Source organism: Xanthomonas sp. NCPPB 3959 (assembly GCF_056675575.1).
In genome coordinates this window covers 243937-260111 of record NZ_JBWWVR010000006.1, presented here as the reverse complement: position 1 = coordinate 260111, position 16175 = coordinate 243937, and the positions used below count along the sequence as shown (strand labels likewise).

Genomic DNA, 16175 nt, shown 5'->3' with positions numbered 1-16175 from the left:
CTGGAGGTTTTCGAACCCTTCGGCTCTGGTTCCGCGTTTGCGGGTCCGTTGCGTCGGGGGAGGCGAACTATATGCTCAAGACGCCTATTTGGGAAGAGGTTTGTGAAAAAATTTTCACGATCTTTGCTTAGCGTGCGGCGGTATCTCGTCATAGGTGACTGCAGCAAGCCGCTGATCGCACATATGAGGTGCTACGGGCTCTTATATATGTCGTCGCAAAGCCGGGGTTGCCGCCATGCAGCAGCCCCTTCGCCAGCTCAGCCGCCGACCAGCGCCACACGGGCGAAATTGCGCTTGCCTACCTGGATGACACCTTCAAAGCCTGGTCCGAATTGGCGAGCGAGGTCTTCGACCACTTCGCCGTCAATCTTGACCGCTCGCTCCTTGAGCTTGCGCGTCGCTTCGGAATTACTCGGCGTCAGGCCAGCAGCGGTGAGTAGACTGGCGATCCGTAGCCCCTCGGCAGGAACGACAACTTCTTGCAGCGGCAACAGGCTGGTGTCGCCCTGCCCTGTCACCACGGCATGCCAGCCGGCGATGGCTTGCTCGGCAGCAGCGGCATCGTGGAAGCGTGCGGTCAGTTCGCGGGCCAGGCGCAGCTTGACCTCGCGCGGATGCAGTTCACCGGAAGCGACCTGCTCCTTTAGACGTGCGGCCTCGGCAACGCTGATATCAAAGGAGAGCAGATCGATCCAGCGCCAGGTCAGCTCGTCGCCGATCTTCATGGTCTTGGTGACGATGTCGATGGCCGGCTCGTTGATGCCGATGTAGTTGCCCAGCGACTTGGACATCTTGGCCACGCCGTCCAGGCCTTCCAGCAACGGCATGGTCAGCACGACCTGCGGGGCCTGGCCGTAATGCTCCTGCAGACCGCGCCCCATGAGAAGGTTGAACTTCTGATCGGTGCCACCCAGTTCGACATCCGCCTTCAAGGCGACCGAGTCGTAGCCCTGCACCAGTGGATAGAGGAACTCGTGGATGGCGATCGGCTGCTGGCTGCTGAAGCGCTTGGCGAAGTCGTCGCGCTCGAGCATGCGCGCCACGGTGTGCTGGGCCGACAGCTTGATCATGTCGGCGGCGCTCATCTGGCCGAACCACTCGGAGTTGAAGCGCACCTCAGTGCGCTCGCGGTCCAGGATCTTGAAGACCTGCTCCTCATAGGTATGCGCGTTGGCCAGCACGTCTTCGCGGCTGAGCGGCTTGCGGGTGACGTTCTTGCCGCTGGGGTCGCCGATCATTCCGGTGAAGTCGCCGATCAGGAAGATCACCTGGTGCCCGAGCTGCTGGAACTGCCGCATCTTGTTGAGCAGCACGGTGTGGCCCAGATGCAGATCCGGCGCGGTGGGATCGAACCCGGCCTTTACTCGCAATGGCACGCCCGACTTCAGGCGTGCTTCGAGCTGATCGAGCTTGAGGATCTCTTCGGCGCCGCGGCCGATGAGTGCGAGAGATTCTTCGATAGTGGCCAACCACAGACTCCAGCGGCGCTTGCCGTCAAAAACGTGAACGATGTTAAACGCGGGTTAATTTCGCGCCAAATGAAAATGTTGAACAGGCTCAATGGTTTGACGCGCTGTTACAGGCTGTCTATGGTACCGGCGATTGGGCTCGCACTTCGAGCCAGCGAGGAATTTGAACGATGCAGAACTCAGAGCAGGGCCGTGCACGCAAGCGGCGCTTTCAAGAACGCCTCCACGTCCTCCACGACACTGCCCTGCATCGCAAGCTCAAGGCCCATCTTCCTGCAGCGTTCAACGATCAATGGACGCGCCGCCACTGGATCCACGCCAGCCTGTTCGCCACCATCGGTGCGCTGGTGGCCACGATCGTGCCGGGCTTCTCCAACGCCATCGATACGCCACTCTCTAGCCATTCCACACTGGCTTTGCCGCTGCCGCCGTTGGTGCCGAGCCGCAAGCAGCTGGCGCCGAGTACCGATTGGGAAATCGTGCAGGTCAAGTCGGGCCAGACGCTGAGCACCCTGTTCGGCGAGTTGGGAATTCCGACCACGGTGATGTACCAGGTGCTGGCACATCCGGGCACCAAGGAGGCGCTGACCAAGCTGCGTCCGGGCGCCGAGATCGCCTTCGATATACCGACGCCAGGCGAGCTGCGCGCATTGCGCTTCGACCGCGACGACAGCCACCGTGTGGAGCTGCGCCTGCTGGGCGACAGCGTGCGCGAGAACGTCACCGAGCGTGCAACGACCACACGCACGGTGGTGGCAAGCGGGGAAATCAGCAGCTCGCTGTACGCCTCGGCCGGCAAATCGGGCCTGTCGCCGGCGGCAGTGGCGATCATGACCGACGAGATCTTCAAGTACGACATCGACTTCGACAAGGATCTGCAACCGGGCGATCGCTTCAGCGTGGTGATGGATGAGACCTGGCGCGAAGGCGAGCGGATCAACACCGGCGACATCCTGGCGGCGACCTTCACCACCGGCGGCAAAACCTACACCGGCTTCCGCTTCGAGCGTGCCGGTAAGCCGGCCGAGTATTTCGACATCACCGGCCGGCCTTTGAAGAAGAGCTTCATCCGGATGCCGGTGGCTTACAGCCGCATCAGCTCGACCTTCGGCGCACGCAGGCATCCGGTGCTGGGCACGATGCGCATGCATAAAGGTGTGGACTACGCGGCAGCGTCGGGGACGCCGATCATGGCGGCCGGCGATGCGCGGGTGGTGTTTGTCGGCACCCAGCGCGGCTACGGCAATGTGGTGATCCTGGACCACGGCAGGAATTTCAGCACGCTGTACGGGCACATGTCGCGCTTCGGCAAGGTCAAGGCGGGGCAGCGCATCAACCAGGGCACGGTGATCGGCTATGTCGGCATGACCGGTCTTGCGACCGGCCCGCATCTGCATTACGAATTCCGCGTGGCCGGGCAGCAGCGCAACCCGATGTCGGTGACCATGCCGCCGCCGGAACCGTTGCAAGGCGCCGAGCTGGCCGCATTCCGTGCGCAGACGGCGCCGGCGCTGGCGCGTATCGAAGGCATGGAGAAGTTGATCTACGCCGACGCCGCCAAGCCTGCCAAGGGCAAGCCGCGCGGTTGAGTGGGTGCGGGGCCGGTTGACGGCCCCTGCCCGGCTGCACAAGCTGGGGGATCGCTACACAACTGGCTCTGGCATGTCTGCTCTGGAACACCTGGAATCTCCGCTTTACCTGGGCCTGATGTCGGGCACCAGTGCCGACGGCATCGATGCCGCGCTGGTGCGCTTCGAAGACGACAGCCACCGCCGCTGCGAACTGGTTGCCGGCACGACGGTGGCCTGGGAGCCGCAGCTGCGCGAGACGCTGGTGATGCTGGGCCAGGGCGCCGAAGTGATCGCCATCGATGCGCTTGGGCAGCTGGATGCGCAGGTGGGGCTGGCGTTTGCGGCCGCCGCCAATCAATTGATCCGCCAGAGCGGTATTGCGCGTGGGCGCATTCGGGCGATCGGCTCGCATGGGCAGACCATTCGGCATCGACCCAAGGCCGATCCGGCCTTCACCTGGCAGATTGGCGATGCCAGCCGGATTGCCGAGCACACCGGCATTACCACGGTGGCCGATTTCCGCCGTCGCGATGTGGCTGCCGGTGGTCAGGGCGCGCCGTTGATGCCAGCGTTTCATCTGGCCATGCTGGGCGTGGGCGACGAAGACCGTGCAGTGCTCAATCTGGGCGGCATCGGCAACCTGACATTGATCCCGCGCAATGGCGCGGTGCTGGGCTTCGATACCGGCCCGGCTAACGCGTTGCTGGATAGCTGGTGCCAGCAGCATCACGGCACGCCGTTCGATGCCGATGGGATATTTGCTGCCAGTGGGCAGGTCGATGCCGCGCTGCTGCAGGCGTTGTTGGCCGACCCGTGGTTTTCGCTGGCGCCGCCCAAGAGCACCGGGCGCGAGCAGTTTCATCTGGCCTGGGCGTTGCAGGCGATGCAGTCCTTAGGAAACGTGGCGCTGGCTGCGGCCGATGTGCAGGCGACGCTGCTCGAACTCACTGCGGCCAGCATCGCCGATGCGTTGTTGCGGCTGCAGCCCGACACCCGCCGGGTGCTGGTGTGCGGTGGCGGGGTGCGCAATCCGGTGTTGATGGCGCGATTGGCGGCACGGTTGCCGGGCGTGGTGGTGGAATCCAGCGCGCGGCATGGGCTGGATCCGGATTATCTGGAGGCGATGGGGTTTGCGTGGTTGGCGGCGGAGCTGATCGCGGGGCGTGCGGCCAATCTACCGTCGGTGACCGGGGCGGCGGGGCCGCGATTGTTGGGGGCGATTTATCCGGCGTAAGCGGCCTGCATCGGCTCTATCCGGATGCCACCGGCCTCGCTTCTCGAAATGCCCTCCCTTGCATCTGGCGACTCTCACCAGCGCTCAACTAATCAGGTGTGGCGATGATGTGTGCGGTCTAGCCGGCGAGTGTGCCGTAGCCTCAGTCCTTCTCGGCAATGTGCATGGCTTTTGACCGAGCCGTCCGCAGTTGTACACCATCGTCGCGCCGGGTGGATTCGCACGCGAGGCAGCGCTGGCTGAACGTTGTGCAGCGCTAGGGATGATTTCCCGCCGGCAGCGCCTTGAGGGCGGCGATCGCTTCGGCCAGGGCATCGACTTCCGGGTGTTGCAGGCCGCCGGTGACTTCGTACTCGCTGGCGAACAGGCCTTGTTCGAGCAGATGCATCACGGCCTGGTGCTGGGTCCAGCCGCGTGCAACGGAGATGCGACGGATCCTGTCTACCAGCAATGGGTCGATGTCACGTAATACCAGATCGGTCATGCATACTCCCTATTCGCAAGGTTTCCGGCGTGTTGGCGATCATCCCGCAGCGCTGCGGCCACCCGCGGCCGTCAAGCCGCAGCAGTATGCCGGCGCTGCTGCAGGATAAGCATCCCGCACAGGACCACAACGGGGATCGCAATCAGCGCTGTCCCGACGAAGAACAAGGCGTACCCCTCCAGCAGGGTTCGTCCCTGTGACAATGTCTGGACCGACCAGCCCGAGAAGCCTTTCAGAGCCTTCCCCGGCATGGCATAGAACGAACTCAGTAAAGCGTACTGGGTTGCGGTATAGCCAAAGCTGGTCAGGCTGGACATGTAGGCGATCAGCGCGGTTCCGGCAAATCCGTTGGCGAAGTTATCGATCGCCATCGCCACTGCAAATTTGGTCGTGTCCGGGCCGACATAGGCTAACCATGCAAATGCCAGATTCGAACATGGTCCCAACACTGCACCAACCATCAATGTCGCAAGCACTCCCCAGCGCACGGAGACCAGACCGGCCGCTGCAATGCCGACGAACGTCGCAACCAGCCCCACCGAGCCGCGGATGGCGCCGACGGTATCTTCAGACAGGCCAAGGTCGACATAGAACGGATTGGCCATCGGCCCCATCACGAAATCGGCCATGCGATAGACGCTGATGGCTACCAGGATCAAGATTGCGCCGCTGCGATGCTCACGAATAAAGGCAAGAAACGGCCCGGCGATTGCGTCGAACAGCCCGCGCGGGGTCCACAGCGAAGCAGCCTGTGTTTGCACGGCAATGATTTCGCGGGCCGGCTCACCCGCCATCGTCACGGCGATCACGCCCAGCACCATCAGCGCTGCCATGACTTCATAAGAGACTTGCCAGCCGACGCGTGCGGCGATGATCAGGATCAGCGCATCGGTCACTAACAAGGCCGAGCGATAGCCTAGTGCCGAGGCGGAGGTCAGCAGGCCGAGCTGCTCACTGTTGTCGGCACTTTCGATACGCCACGCGTCGATGACGATGTCCTGTGTGGCCGAGGCGAAGGCAACCACCACCGCCATCACGCCGAACACCACCAGGTGTTCCCAGGCAATGCCCATCACCAGTACCTGGCCGCCCTTGGGCTGGACCAGCGCCATGCCAACCAGACCTATCGCCACGACCGCCTGCGATAGCAGCATCCAGCCGCGGCGTCGCCCCAACCGGCCCAGCAACGGCACGTCCGTCTTGTCGACAATCGGTGCCCATAAGAACTTCATGGTGTAAGCCAGGCCAACCCAGGACAGGAAACCGATCGTGCTCAGATCGATGCCTTCCTTGCGCATCCAGAAGCCGAGCGTGTTGCCAACCAGGTACAACGGCAGGCCGGAACTGAAGCCCAGCAGCAGCATCGTCAGCACTTTGCGCTGGCGAAGGTTGGTCAGCACTTGCTGCCAGCGTCGACGTGGCTTGGTGACCCCGCTCACTCCGCGTAATCCACGATGTAAGGGGCGTGGTCGGAGAAGCGCTGCTCGCGGTAGATCGCGCAGCGTTGCAGCTTGTCGCGCATCCAGGGCGTGACCAATTGGTAGTCGATGCGCCAACCGACGTTGTTGGCCCGCGCGGCGCCGCGGTTGCTCCACCAGGTGTAGTCCTCGCCCTGCGGGTGCAGCACGCGGTACGTGTCGACCCAGCCGCGGCCGCTGGCGGCGTTGGCTTCTTCAGGCGCGTCGGCGCACAGGCCGTTGAGCCAGTCGCGCTCGGGCGGCAGGCAGCCGGAGTTCTTCTGGTTGGACTTCCAGTTCTTGATGTCCAGCGCGGTGCGCACGATATTCCAATCGCCGCACAGCACGTACTGCCGGCCGCTGGCCAGCCACTCGTCCAGGATCGGCCGCAGCCATTCCATCACCTGGAACTTGTAGCCCTGGCGCAACTCGCCCGATGAACCGGACGGAATATAGAAGGACACCACGCTGAGGTTGCCGAAGCGCGCTTCGATATAGCGGCCTTCTTCGTCGAACTCGGGCCAGCCCAGCGCGGTGCGCACTTCGTCGGGCTCATGCCTGCTGTAGATCGCCACGCCGCTGTAGCCCTTCTTGGTGCTGGCATCGCGGAACCAGGCCTTGTAGCCGGTGGGCAGGAATTTCGGCCCAGCCAGCTGATGCTCCTGAGCCTTGGTCTCCTGCACGCATAGCACGTCGGCGTCCTGGGTGGCGAACCACTCGAAGAAGCCCTTGGTCGTGGCCGAGCGCAGGCCGTTGGCGTTGAAACTGATGATGCGCATAGATGAAGAGCCGGGATTCGGGAATGGACATTGGAGATGCGTGAAAGCGTACCGCATCAGCGGATGCCGCAAGGCGCGACCGGCTATGCTTTCCAATCCCGAATCCCCACTCCCCAATCTCGTCACTATGACCGACCACCGCACCCGTTTCCTGCAGCTGGCCCTGGGCGCCGATGCCCTACGCTTTGGCGAGTTCACGCTCAAGTCCGGGCGGCTCAGCCCGTATTTCTTCAATGCCGGTCGCTTCGATTCGGGCGCCAAGACTGCGCAGCTGGCGCAGTGCTATGCCGATGCGATCGATGCGGCGGGAGTGGAATTCGATCTGTTGTTCGGGCCGGCCTACAAGGGCATTCCGTTGGCGACCGCGCTGGCCTGCGCGTATGCCGGGCGCGGGCGCGATCTGCCGATGGCGTTCAACCGCAAGGAAGCCAAGGCGCATGGCGAGGGCGGCAGCCTGATCGGTGCGCCGCTTGAGGGGCGCAAGGTCTTGATCGTCGATGACGTGATCACCGCCGGCACCGCAATCCGTGAGGCCTTGGGCATCATCCGCGGCGCGGGCGGCGTTCCGTCCGGGATCGTGGTGGCGCTGGACCGGCAGGAGATCGCCTCCGAACAGGATCGCCGCTCGGCCGCACAGGCGGTAGCAGCCGAGGCCGGCATCCCGGTGATTGCGGTGGCCAACCTGGGCGACTTGCTTGCTTTTGCGGCAGGAAACGCCGACCTTGTGGGCTTCCGGGAACCGCTGCTGGCCTATCGTGGCCGCTACGGCACCGACACCACAGGCTGACGGCAGGCGACAGGGGGCTGCGATGATGCCGATACACATCCGTTTGGCGTTACTCGCCGCTGCGGCGGCAGCTGTCGTTGCGACAACGATCGCCGCCGCGCCCGCCAGTGCGCAGGACAAACCGGCCGCGAAAAAGCTGTATTGCTGGAACCAGAACGGCGCCCGCGTGTGCAGCGACACGCTGCCGCCGGAGGCGGTGAACCAGGCGCGCGACGAATTCAACGTCAAGAGCGGCATGCGCAGCGCCGAGGTGCAGCGCGCGATGAGCAGCGACGAGCGTGCCGCCGCCGCGGCCAGCGAGCAGCAACGCCAGGCCGATCTGGCCGCCGAGCAGATGCGCCAGCGCACCGACCAGGCGATGTTGATGTCCTACCAAAACGAGGACGACCTGCGCCGGGTCTTCAATGAGCGCATCGCCATCGTCGACAACAACATCCACACCGCGCGCTTCAATGTGACCAGCCTGCGCGAGGGGCTGGCCAGCATGCTGCGCACTGCCGGTAATCGCGAACTGGCCGGTCAGGCAGTTGCCGACAAGCTGGCCGGCGACATCCAACAGCGCCATCGCGAACTGATGGCGCAATTGCGGTTACAGACCAGTTTCGAGCAGCAACGGGTGGCGCTGGACGGCGAAATCGCCGACATCCTGCTGCGCTACCGGGCCATGAAGGAGCCGCCGGCCGGCACTTCGCCGAGCGGCTGACTGGCGCAGCCGTCATTCCCGCCGGCGCGGCGCGCTGCTGCGGGCGGCATTTCCCGATCCGACGCCCTGCCCGCATAATGGCCGGTCTTACTCCTTGCCCACGAGGCTCTCCCGCATGGCCCGGATCATCGCCATTGCCAACCAGAAAGGCGGCGTCGGCAAGACCACGACGGCAGTCAATCTGGCGGCCGGCCTGGCGCGCGCGCCCAAGCGTGTGTTGCTGGTGGATCTGGACTCGCAGGGCAACGCCACCATGGGCAGCGGCATCGACAAGCGCGATGTGGCCGCCTCGACCTGCGATCTGCTGCTGGGCGAAAACACCGCTGCCGAGATCCGGGTGACCGCGCCGGAAGGCTTCGACCTGCTGCCGGGCAACATCGACCTGACCGCCGCCGAGATCCAGCTGATGGATCAGAGCGAGCGCGAACAGCGGCTCAAGCGCGCCCTGGCGCCGATCCGCGACGAGTACGACTTCATCCTGATCGACTGCCCGCCGGCGTTGTCGCTGCTCACGCTCAATGCGTTGACCGCCGCCGACTCGATCATCGTGCCGATGCAGTGCGAGTACTACGCGCTGGAAGGACTCACTGCCTTGCTGGAAACCATCGAGGCGCTGCGCGCCAACCTCAATCCGGCGCTGGAAATCGAAGGCGTGCTGCGCACGATGTTCGACATCCGCAACAACCTGGCCAATGCGGTGTCGGCCGAGTTGACCCAGCATTTCGGCGACAAGGTGTTCCGCACCATCGTGCCGCGCAACGTGCGCCTGGCCGAGGCGCCCAGCCATGGCCAGAGCATCCTCGGGTACGACCGCACCTCGCGCGGTGGCGTGGCGTACCTGGGGCTGGCCGGCGAGATCGTGCGCCGCCAGAACGATCGCAACAAGGCCTACCGGCCCGTGGAGACCGTTTGATGAGCAAGCCGATCCCCGCAAAGAAGCGTGGTCTGGGCCGCGGCCTGGAAGCGCTGTTGGGACCGAAGGGCGCAGCAGCCGCAGCGGCGCCGAGCGCAGCCAGCGAAGACGCCTTGCAGCCGGGCGACAGCTTGCGCCAGTTGCCGGTCACCCAGTTGCAGCCGGGCAAGTACCAGCCGCGTAAGGAGATGGACGAGGTCAAGCTGGCCGAGCTGGCCGAATCGATCAAGGCCCAGGGCGTGATCCAGCCGATCGTGGCGCGCGAGCTGGCGCCGGGGCAGTTCGAGATCGTGGCCGGCGAACGCCGCTGGCGCGCCTCGCAACTGGCCGGGCTGACCGAGGTGCCGGTGGTGGTGCGCGAGCTGGACGACCGCACCGTCATCGCGATGGCGCTGATCGAGAACATCCAGCGCGAAGACCTCAACCCGCTGGAAGAAGCGCAGGCGCTGCAGCGGCTGATCGACGAATTTTCGCTGACCCATGCCGAGGCCGCCGGTGCGGTAGGCCGCTCGCGTGCGTCGGTGTCCAACCTGCTGCGGTTGCTGGAATTGCCGGTGGCGATCCGGGTGCTGCTGGAAACCCGCCGCCTGGAAATGGGCCATGCGCGTGCGCTGCTCACCCTGGCGCCGGAACTGGCCAGCAAGCTGGCGCAGGAAGCGGCCGACCAGGGGTGGTCGGTGCGTGAGGTGGAACATCGCGCGCAGCAGTTCGCCGCCGGCAAGGTGCCCGGATCGTTGCGCAAGGGCAAGCCGGCCGCCGCCGCACCGCAGGCCGACATCGCCTCGCTGGAAACCGAGCTGTCCGAGTCGCTGGGCACCAAGGTAGTGTTCAACCACGGCCGCGGCGGCAAGGGCAAGCTGGTGATTCATTACACCGACCTGGACACGCTGGATGGCGTGCTGGAACGTTTACGCGCCCAGCGCAGCTGAGTTCCTGCATCCGCGCAAGAGGATCATTCCGGCTATGCATCCCGCCAAGGTCGATCGCAATCATCTGCTGTGTCTGACCGACCTGCCGAACGTCGGGCCGGCCTGCGAAAAGGATCTGCGTCTGATCGGCATCCGTGTGCCCGCGCAGCTGCGCGGCCGCGATGCCTACGACATGTACGCGCAGCTATGCCTGCGCACCGGTGTGCTGCACGATCCGTGCGTGATCGATGTGTTCCTGTCGATCGTGCGTTTCATGGAAGGCGAGGCACCGGGCCCGTGGTGGTCGTTCAGCGCCGAACGCAAAGCCAAACTGGCCAGCGAAGCACCGCTCAGCATGGGGTGAGTGCGATGGGTGAGCGAACGTCGCCAGGAAGCGCTTCGGAGTGGTCTAGCGTCGCCTTTCGCCTCCCTTTTGCCACTCAAAATCTCCAGGACAACTTCCATGACCATTCTCGTGACCGGCGCTGCCGGCTTCATCGGTGCCTACACCTGCCGCGCGCTGGCTGCGCGTGGTGAGACGGTGGTGGGCCTGGACAACTACAACAGCTACTACGACCCGCAGCTCAAGCGCGACCGGGTGGCAGCGCTGTGCCCGGACATCGACATCCGCATGCTGGATCTGACCGACCGTGATGGCCTGGCCGCGTTGTTCGATGAGATTCAGCCCACCCGCGTGGTGCATCTGGCCGCGCAGGCCGGGGTGCGTTACTCGCTGGAAAATCCATCCGCCTACGTCGACAGCAACCTGGTCGGTTTCGTCAACATGCTGGAGCTGTGCCGGCATCGGGGCGTGCAGCATCTGGTGTATGCCTCGAGCAGCTCGGTGTATGGCGACTCGGCCACCCCGCCGTTCTCCGAAGACCAGCGCGTGGACCAGCCACGCTCGCTGTATGCGGCGACCAAGGCCGCTAATGAACTGATGGGCTACACCTACGCGCAGTTGTACGGCCTGCGCGCGACGGGCCTGCGCTTCTTCACCGTGTATGGGCCGTGGGGCCGGCCGGACATGGCGCCGCTGATCTTCAGCCGCGCGGTACTGGCGGGGCGGCCGATCGAGGTGTTCAACCACGGCAAGATGCAGCGCGATTTCACCTTCGTCGACGACATCGTGGCCGGCGTGCTCGGCGCGCTGGACACACCTAGCAGCGAGCCGGTGCCGAACCGGGTGTTCAACCTGGGCAACCACACCCCGGTGGAGCTGGAATACTTCATCGACGTGATCGCGCAGGCCGCTGGCCGCCCGGCCGAGAAGGTCTACCGGCCGATGCAGCCGGGCGACATGGTCCGCACCATGGCCGATACGCAGCGCGCGCAGGCCGCGTTCGGCTTCGAGCCGGCCACCCCGGTGGAGCGCGGCTTGCCGCAGGTGGTGGACTGGTGCCGCCGCTATTTCGGCGATCGCGCTTAGCATCCAACACGCTACAGGCCGCTTTCCATTGGCTCTACTGCGCACAACGCACGTTCGCTTCATGCCTGACTCAGACAGTCAGGGCACAATGCGCGATCTTTTTCGCTCAGCCTTCATCTGGCCACCACGAATCCATGAGCCAACCTCAGCTTTCCGTCGTCGTCCCGGTGTTCAATGAGCGCGATAACGTCGCCGCGCTGGTTGGCGAAATCGTCGCTGCGTTGCGCGGGCTGGTGGCGTTCGAAATCGTCTATGTCGACGACCACTCGCGCGACGATACGCTGGCGGTGCTGCAAGGCCTGAAGACCACCACGCCGGAACTGCGCGTGCTGCATCACGTCACCCAGAGCGGCCAGAGCACGGCAGTGCGCAACGGCGTCAAGGCCGCGCGTGCAAGCTGGATCGCCACGCTCGATGGCGACGGCCAGAACGACCCGGCCGACATCCCCAAACTGCTGACCGCGCGTGCCAGCGCCGAGACACAGGTGAAGCTGTTCGCCGGCTGGCGGGTCAATCGCCAGGATTCGGGGTCCAAGCGCTGGGCCAGCAAGTGGGCCAATGCGATCCGCTCGCGCATGCTGCACGACAACACCCCCGACACCGGCTGCGGCATCAAGCTGTTCGAGCGCGAGGCGTTTCTGGACCTGCCCTACTTCGACCATATGCACCGCTATCTGCCGGCGCTGATGCAGCGCGCCGGCTGGCGCACGGTGAGCGTGCCGGTGCACCACCGCCATCGCACAGCCGGCGTTTCCAAGTACAACAACCTCAATCGCGCCCTGGTGGGCATCCGCGACCTGCGCGGCGTGGCCTGGTTGATCACCCGCAGCAAGCGCACCGTGGTGCAGGAGCGCTGATGGAACTGCATTGGCTGGATCAACCGCTGACCTGGCTGTACTGGACCGGGCTGCATGTCACCGGTTGGAAACTGATCGGCTATGTGGGCGCGCTGATGTTCGGCGGCCGCTGGCTGGTGCAGTTCGTCGCCTCAAAGCGCGCCGGCAAGCCGGTGATTCCGCGCATGTTCTGGTACATGAGCGTGGTCGGCAGCCTGATGACGCTGAGCTACTTCGTGTTCTCGGCCAAGCAGGATTCGGTGGGCGTGCTGCAGAACCTGTTTCCGGCGTTTACCGCGTTTTACAGCCTGTATCTGGATGTGAAGCATCGCGGCTGGAAGCGGGATCGGGCGGTGCATTGAGCGGGGATTGAGGAGTCGGGATTGGGAGTCGCAAGTGCGGCACTGGTGCTCCGGTCTTCAGGCGTTTGAGGTGATGCTGGCTGCGCAACTGAGCTGATGGAGCATGCTGCATCGGCTCTACTTTGCAGTGCATAACGCCAGGCGCGCGATCTCCGAGAGTTCGTACACCGCGCTGCGATGGTTACCGACCTGAGATGACGCGCATCGCCGATGCCGCTCCGATAACGCCATCGACATGCTGGGGTCATGTCCAGCGCCTTGCTTCATCGCCCCGTCTCCATGCCAGCGCCCACTGCGGTGTACTGGCATCTGCGTCTGCAGACGCATCAACACGTGCCGCTGTTTGCGGACTGGCGCTGCGCGCGGGCGGCGGCAGCGAGCCTTGCGATGGCCGGTCACTGGCATGGTGCGCGCCTGCTGTGCTGGGTGCTGCTGCCGGACAGTTGGTGCGCCTTGCTGCAGGCACCGGGCAAGGCTGCACTGCTGCAGATGGCTGTTGTCGCGCGACAGGCGGCTGGCGAGGCGGTCAATCGCGCGCGTGGCCGTGGCGGAACGGTGTGGCAGCCGCAGATGCAGGCGTCGGCACTTCCGCTGCAGGCCGATCACCGCCAGTTCGCGCGCTCGCTGGTCGCGTTGCCGTTGCGTGCGGGACTGGCCGAGCAGATCGGTGGGTATCCGTATTGGGACGCGATCTGGTTGTTGCACGACAACGCCGGGAACGACGCCGCCATTCCGGCGCCGGATGATCGCTTACGCATGGCAGGTTTAGGAGGCGCGTGATCGTGATCGCTTGGGGCTGCCAGCTTCAAGCGGCATTTGATCGGCAACTGCTGCTCACCACCTGCTCTGCCGCCATGCCGGCAGAGCAATCGCCCGTCACTCACCTGTCGATCAAAACGCCAACAGATGCTCTGGCAGCAAGGCCTGCAATTCGCTGCGGAACAACGCGCGGATCCGGTTCAATGCAGCCTCGGTGTCGGCTTCGAACCGCAGCACCAGAATCGGCGTGGTATTGGAGGCACGCACCAGGCCCCAGCCGTCGGCGAAGTCCGCCCGCAATCCGTCGATCGTGGAGAGCCGAGCCGATTCGAACGGCGATTCTTCGCTGGCCTGCGCACGTTCGACAAAGCGCGCCACCAGCGCATGCGCATCGCCGTCGACCGGCACCTTGATCTCCGGCGTGGACACGCTTTCGGGTAGCGCGTTCAGCACTTCGGACGGGGTTTGCTCGCGCTGGGCCAGGATTTCCAGCAGGCGCGCGGCGGCATAGATGCCGTCGTCGAAACCGTACCAGCGCTCCTTGAAAAAGAAGTGCCCGCTCATCTCGCCGGCCAGTTCGGCGTCGGTCTCGCGCATCTTGGACTTGATCAGCGAATGCCCGGTCTTCCACATCAACGGGCTGCCGCCATTGCGCAACACGTAGTCGGACAGCTTGCCGGTGCATTTGACGTCGTAGATCACCAGCGCGCCGGGATTGCGCTGCAGCACGTCGGCGGCGAACAGCATCAGCAGGCGGTCGGGAAACACGATGGCGCCTTCCTTGGTGACCACGCCCAGACGGTCGGCATCGCCATCGAAGGCCACGCCGATATCCGCATCGAAGCGCTGCACCATGTTCACCAGATCGTCGAGATTGTGTGGCTCGCTCGGGTCGGGGTGATGATTGGGAAAGGTGCCATCGACATCGCAGTACAGCGGAATGACTTCGGCGCCGATCGCCTCCAGCAAGCGCGGTGCGATATCGCCGGCCACGCCGTTGCCGGCATCCACCACCACCTTGATCGGGCGGTCCAGCTGCACGTCGTCGGCGATGCGCTGGATATAGGCATCGCTGATGTCGCGCTGTTCCAGTTCGCCGGGCGCCGCTGCGGTGTGCAGGCGGCCTTCGTTGATGCGCTGGTGCAGGTCGGTGATCGCCGCGCCCGACAGGGTCTCGCCGCCGATCACGATCTTGAAGCCGTTGTAGTCGGGCGGATTGTGGCTGCCGGTCACCGCCACGCAGCTGCCGGCGCGCAGCTCGTAGGCGCCGAAATACACCACTGGCGTCGGTGCCAGACCGATGTCGATCACGCTGCAGCCGGCACGGCGCAGGCCTTCGATCAGGCCGTTGGCAAGCTCCGGGCCCGACAGGCGCCCGTCACGGCCGACCACCACCTCGCGCAGGCCCTGCGCCTGCATCACGCTGCCGATGGCCTGGCCGATCAGCGCGGCAACGCCAGGATTCAAGTCCTTGCCGACCACGCCGCGGATGTCATAGGCGCGGAACATCTCGGTGGCGATCTGCACCGCCGGCACCAGGGCGGGCGGCGCGGATGCGGCGGCGTCCTGGTCCAGCGCGCGTGCCTGGCTGGCGACGCTGGCGTCGTGCTGCAGGCTTTGACCGAAGGTAGGTTCGTCGGCAGTCGATTCGCTTGCCACGCGGCGGCGCGGCAGGGCGACACGGCCACGGCTGGCAAGTACCAGCAGCACGGCGATGACGAGCAACAACGACGCCACGATCGCGCAGCCAACTGCGCCAAGACCCAACGGGCCGCTGTCGCTCTGCCGCACGGCAGCGGCAACGCGCAGACCGCTATCGCCGAGCGGCCTGGCCAGTGTTTCGGCGGCGTCGGCCAGCCCGGCATCGCCCTGCTCGGCGACGTTGTAGCTGCCCTGACGCAATGCCAGATAGGCGCTGCCGGGCACTGCGATCGCATCCAGCGGGCCGGTCAACCGCAACAGCGGCAGGCGCGCATACGCCACGGCCGGCTGCGTGCCTAAAGTCACCGCTGCCGCCACGCCGAGGCGGACCTGCTTGGCGTCGCGCACCACATGCACCTGCGCACGTTTGCCGACCAGCGCCGACTCGAGCAGGCTCAGCCGCGCATAGCCGAAGTCCTTGGGATTTTCATAGGCAGCGGTGAGATCGCCAGACAGTACCTGGACGTCTTCGGCGCCCTTGAAGCGCTCGCGGATGGCCGAAGCGGCGGCGAGCGCATCGCCATTGGCCAACGCGGCGATGACCTGCGGCTGCTTGAGCACGGCGTCGAGCTGGCTGGCCTGCTTGGCCATGGCCTGGCTGACGTCCTGCACGGCGCGGTCGCGCGCCTGCTCGAGGTCCTGCGTCATCGCATCTTCGCGCCACTGCGCGTAGCCGCTCCAGCCGAACCAGGCTGCCAGCAGCAACAACACGCCCCCCAACACCGGACCACTCGTGCGCATGCCGGACGCGGCCTGGCTGCGCTCGCTCGCTTTGCTCATATG

The 16175-nt window shown here is 65.0% G+C and carries 16 protein-coding genes; 11 read left to right on the top strand and 5 right to left on the bottom strand.

What is annotated here, in order from left to right:
• Positions 1-257: 257 nt before the first annotated feature.
• Positions 258-1469 (bottom strand): tyrosine--tRNA ligase, encoded by a 1212-nt coding sequence (gene tyrS, locus AC1KVG_RS09680; protein ID WP_481094256.1) that lies wholly within the window; start codon positions 1467-1469, stop codon positions 258-260.
• Positions 1470-1639: 170 nt separating this feature from the next.
• Between tyrS and AC1KVG_RS09675 the strand changes: the two genes are divergently transcribed.
• Together AC1KVG_RS09675 and AC1KVG_RS09670 are read left to right on the top strand one after the other, a co-directional pair.
• Complete coding sequence (locus tag AC1KVG_RS09675) at positions 1640-3058, top strand: peptidoglycan DD-metalloendopeptidase family protein (RefSeq protein WP_481094255.1); 1419 nt, start codon at positions 1640-1642, stop codon at positions 3056-3058.
• Positions 3059-3131: 73 nt separating this feature from the next.
• Positions 3132-4274 carry an anhydro-N-acetylmuramic acid kinase gene (locus tag AC1KVG_RS09670; protein WP_481094254.1) on the top strand — a complete coding sequence of 381 codons (1143 nt, stop codon included), beginning with the start codon at positions 3132-3134 and terminating at the stop codon, positions 4272-4274.
• 256 nt (positions 4275-4530) lie between these two features.
• On the opposite strand, the gene AC1KVG_RS09665 is transcribed toward AC1KVG_RS09670, so the two are convergent.
• From AC1KVG_RS09665 to AC1KVG_RS09655, 3 genes are all read right to left on the bottom strand, one after another.
• Positions 4531-4758: a hypothetical protein gene (locus AC1KVG_RS09665; RefSeq protein WP_023905456.1), complete on the bottom strand. Its 228-nt coding sequence runs from the start codon at positions 4756-4758 to the stop codon at positions 4531-4533.
• 71 nt (positions 4759-4829) lie between these two features.
• Positions 4830-6197, bottom strand: coding sequence for an AmpG family muropeptide MFS transporter (locus tag AC1KVG_RS09660; protein ID WP_481094253.1), 1368 nt, complete (start codon positions 6195-6197; stop codon positions 4830-4832).
• Positions 6194-6994: an exodeoxyribonuclease III gene (locus tag AC1KVG_RS09655; RefSeq protein ID WP_481094252.1), complete on the bottom strand. Its 801-nt coding sequence runs from the start codon at positions 6992-6994 to the stop codon at positions 6194-6196. The genes AC1KVG_RS09660 and AC1KVG_RS09655 overlap by 4 nt, the downstream gene beginning before the upstream one ends.
• A 127-nt stretch (positions 6995-7121) precedes the next feature.
• On the opposite strand from AC1KVG_RS09655, the gene pyrE reads away from it, so the two are divergent.
• The 9 genes from pyrE (at position 7122) to AC1KVG_RS09610 (ending at position 13712) form a co-directional block, all read left to right on the top strand.
• A complete protein-coding gene (gene pyrE / locus AC1KVG_RS09650) occupies positions 7122-7781 on the top strand; it encodes an orotate phosphoribosyltransferase (protein ID WP_481094251.1) in 660 nt (219 codons plus the stop codon).
• A 22-nt stretch (positions 7782-7803) separates the two neighbouring features.
• Positions 7804-8484, top strand: a complete 681-nt coding sequence (locus AC1KVG_RS09645; RefSeq protein WP_481094250.1) for a hypothetical protein — start codon at positions 7804-7806, stop codon at positions 8482-8484.
• Positions 8485-8599: 115 nt separating this feature from the next.
• Positions 8600-9397 (top strand): ParA family protein, encoded by a 798-nt coding sequence (locus tag AC1KVG_RS09640; RefSeq protein ID WP_023905461.1) that lies wholly within the window; start codon positions 8600-8602, stop codon positions 9395-9397.
• On the top strand, positions 9397-10326 hold the full coding sequence (locus tag AC1KVG_RS09635) for a ParB/RepB/Spo0J family partition protein (RefSeq protein ID WP_023905462.1): 930 nt from the start codon (positions 9397-9399) through the stop codon (positions 10324-10326). The genes AC1KVG_RS09640 and AC1KVG_RS09635 overlap by 1 nt, the downstream gene beginning before the upstream one ends.
• A gap of 34 nt (positions 10327-10360) precedes the next feature.
• Complete coding sequence (locus AC1KVG_RS09630) at positions 10361-10669, top strand: helix-hairpin-helix domain-containing protein (RefSeq protein WP_043907425.1); 309 nt, start codon at positions 10361-10363, stop codon at positions 10667-10669.
• A 99-nt stretch (positions 10670-10768) separates the two neighbouring features.
• Positions 10769-11734 (top strand): SDR family NAD(P)-dependent oxidoreductase, encoded by a 966-nt coding sequence (locus tag AC1KVG_RS09625; RefSeq protein ID WP_481094249.1) that lies wholly within the window; start codon positions 10769-10771, stop codon positions 11732-11734.
• Between the two features lie 134 nt (positions 11735-11868).
• Positions 11869-12591, top strand: coding sequence for a glycosyltransferase family 2 protein (locus tag AC1KVG_RS09620; RefSeq protein WP_006448977.1), 723 nt, complete (start codon positions 11869-11871; stop codon positions 12589-12591).
• Entirely contained in the window at positions 12591-12932 is a 342-nt protein-coding gene (locus tag AC1KVG_RS09615) for a lipid-A-disaccharide synthase N-terminal domain-containing protein (protein WP_039816706.1), read from the top strand. Before AC1KVG_RS09620 ends, AC1KVG_RS09615 begins: the two co-directional genes overlap by 1 nt.
• A gap of 246 nt (positions 12933-13178) precedes the next feature.
• Complete coding sequence (locus tag AC1KVG_RS09610) at positions 13179-13712, top strand: hypothetical protein (RefSeq protein ID WP_481094248.1); 534 nt, start codon at positions 13179-13181, stop codon at positions 13710-13712.
• Positions 13713-13823: 111 nt separating this feature from the next.
• Here AC1KVG_RS09610 and AC1KVG_RS09605 read toward each other — a convergent pair whose 3' ends face one another.
• On the bottom strand, positions 13824-16172 hold the full coding sequence (locus tag AC1KVG_RS09605) for a phosphomannomutase/phosphoglucomutase (RefSeq protein ID WP_481094247.1): 2349 nt from the start codon (positions 16170-16172) through the stop codon (positions 13824-13826).
• Positions 16173-16175: the final 3 nt, after the last annotated feature.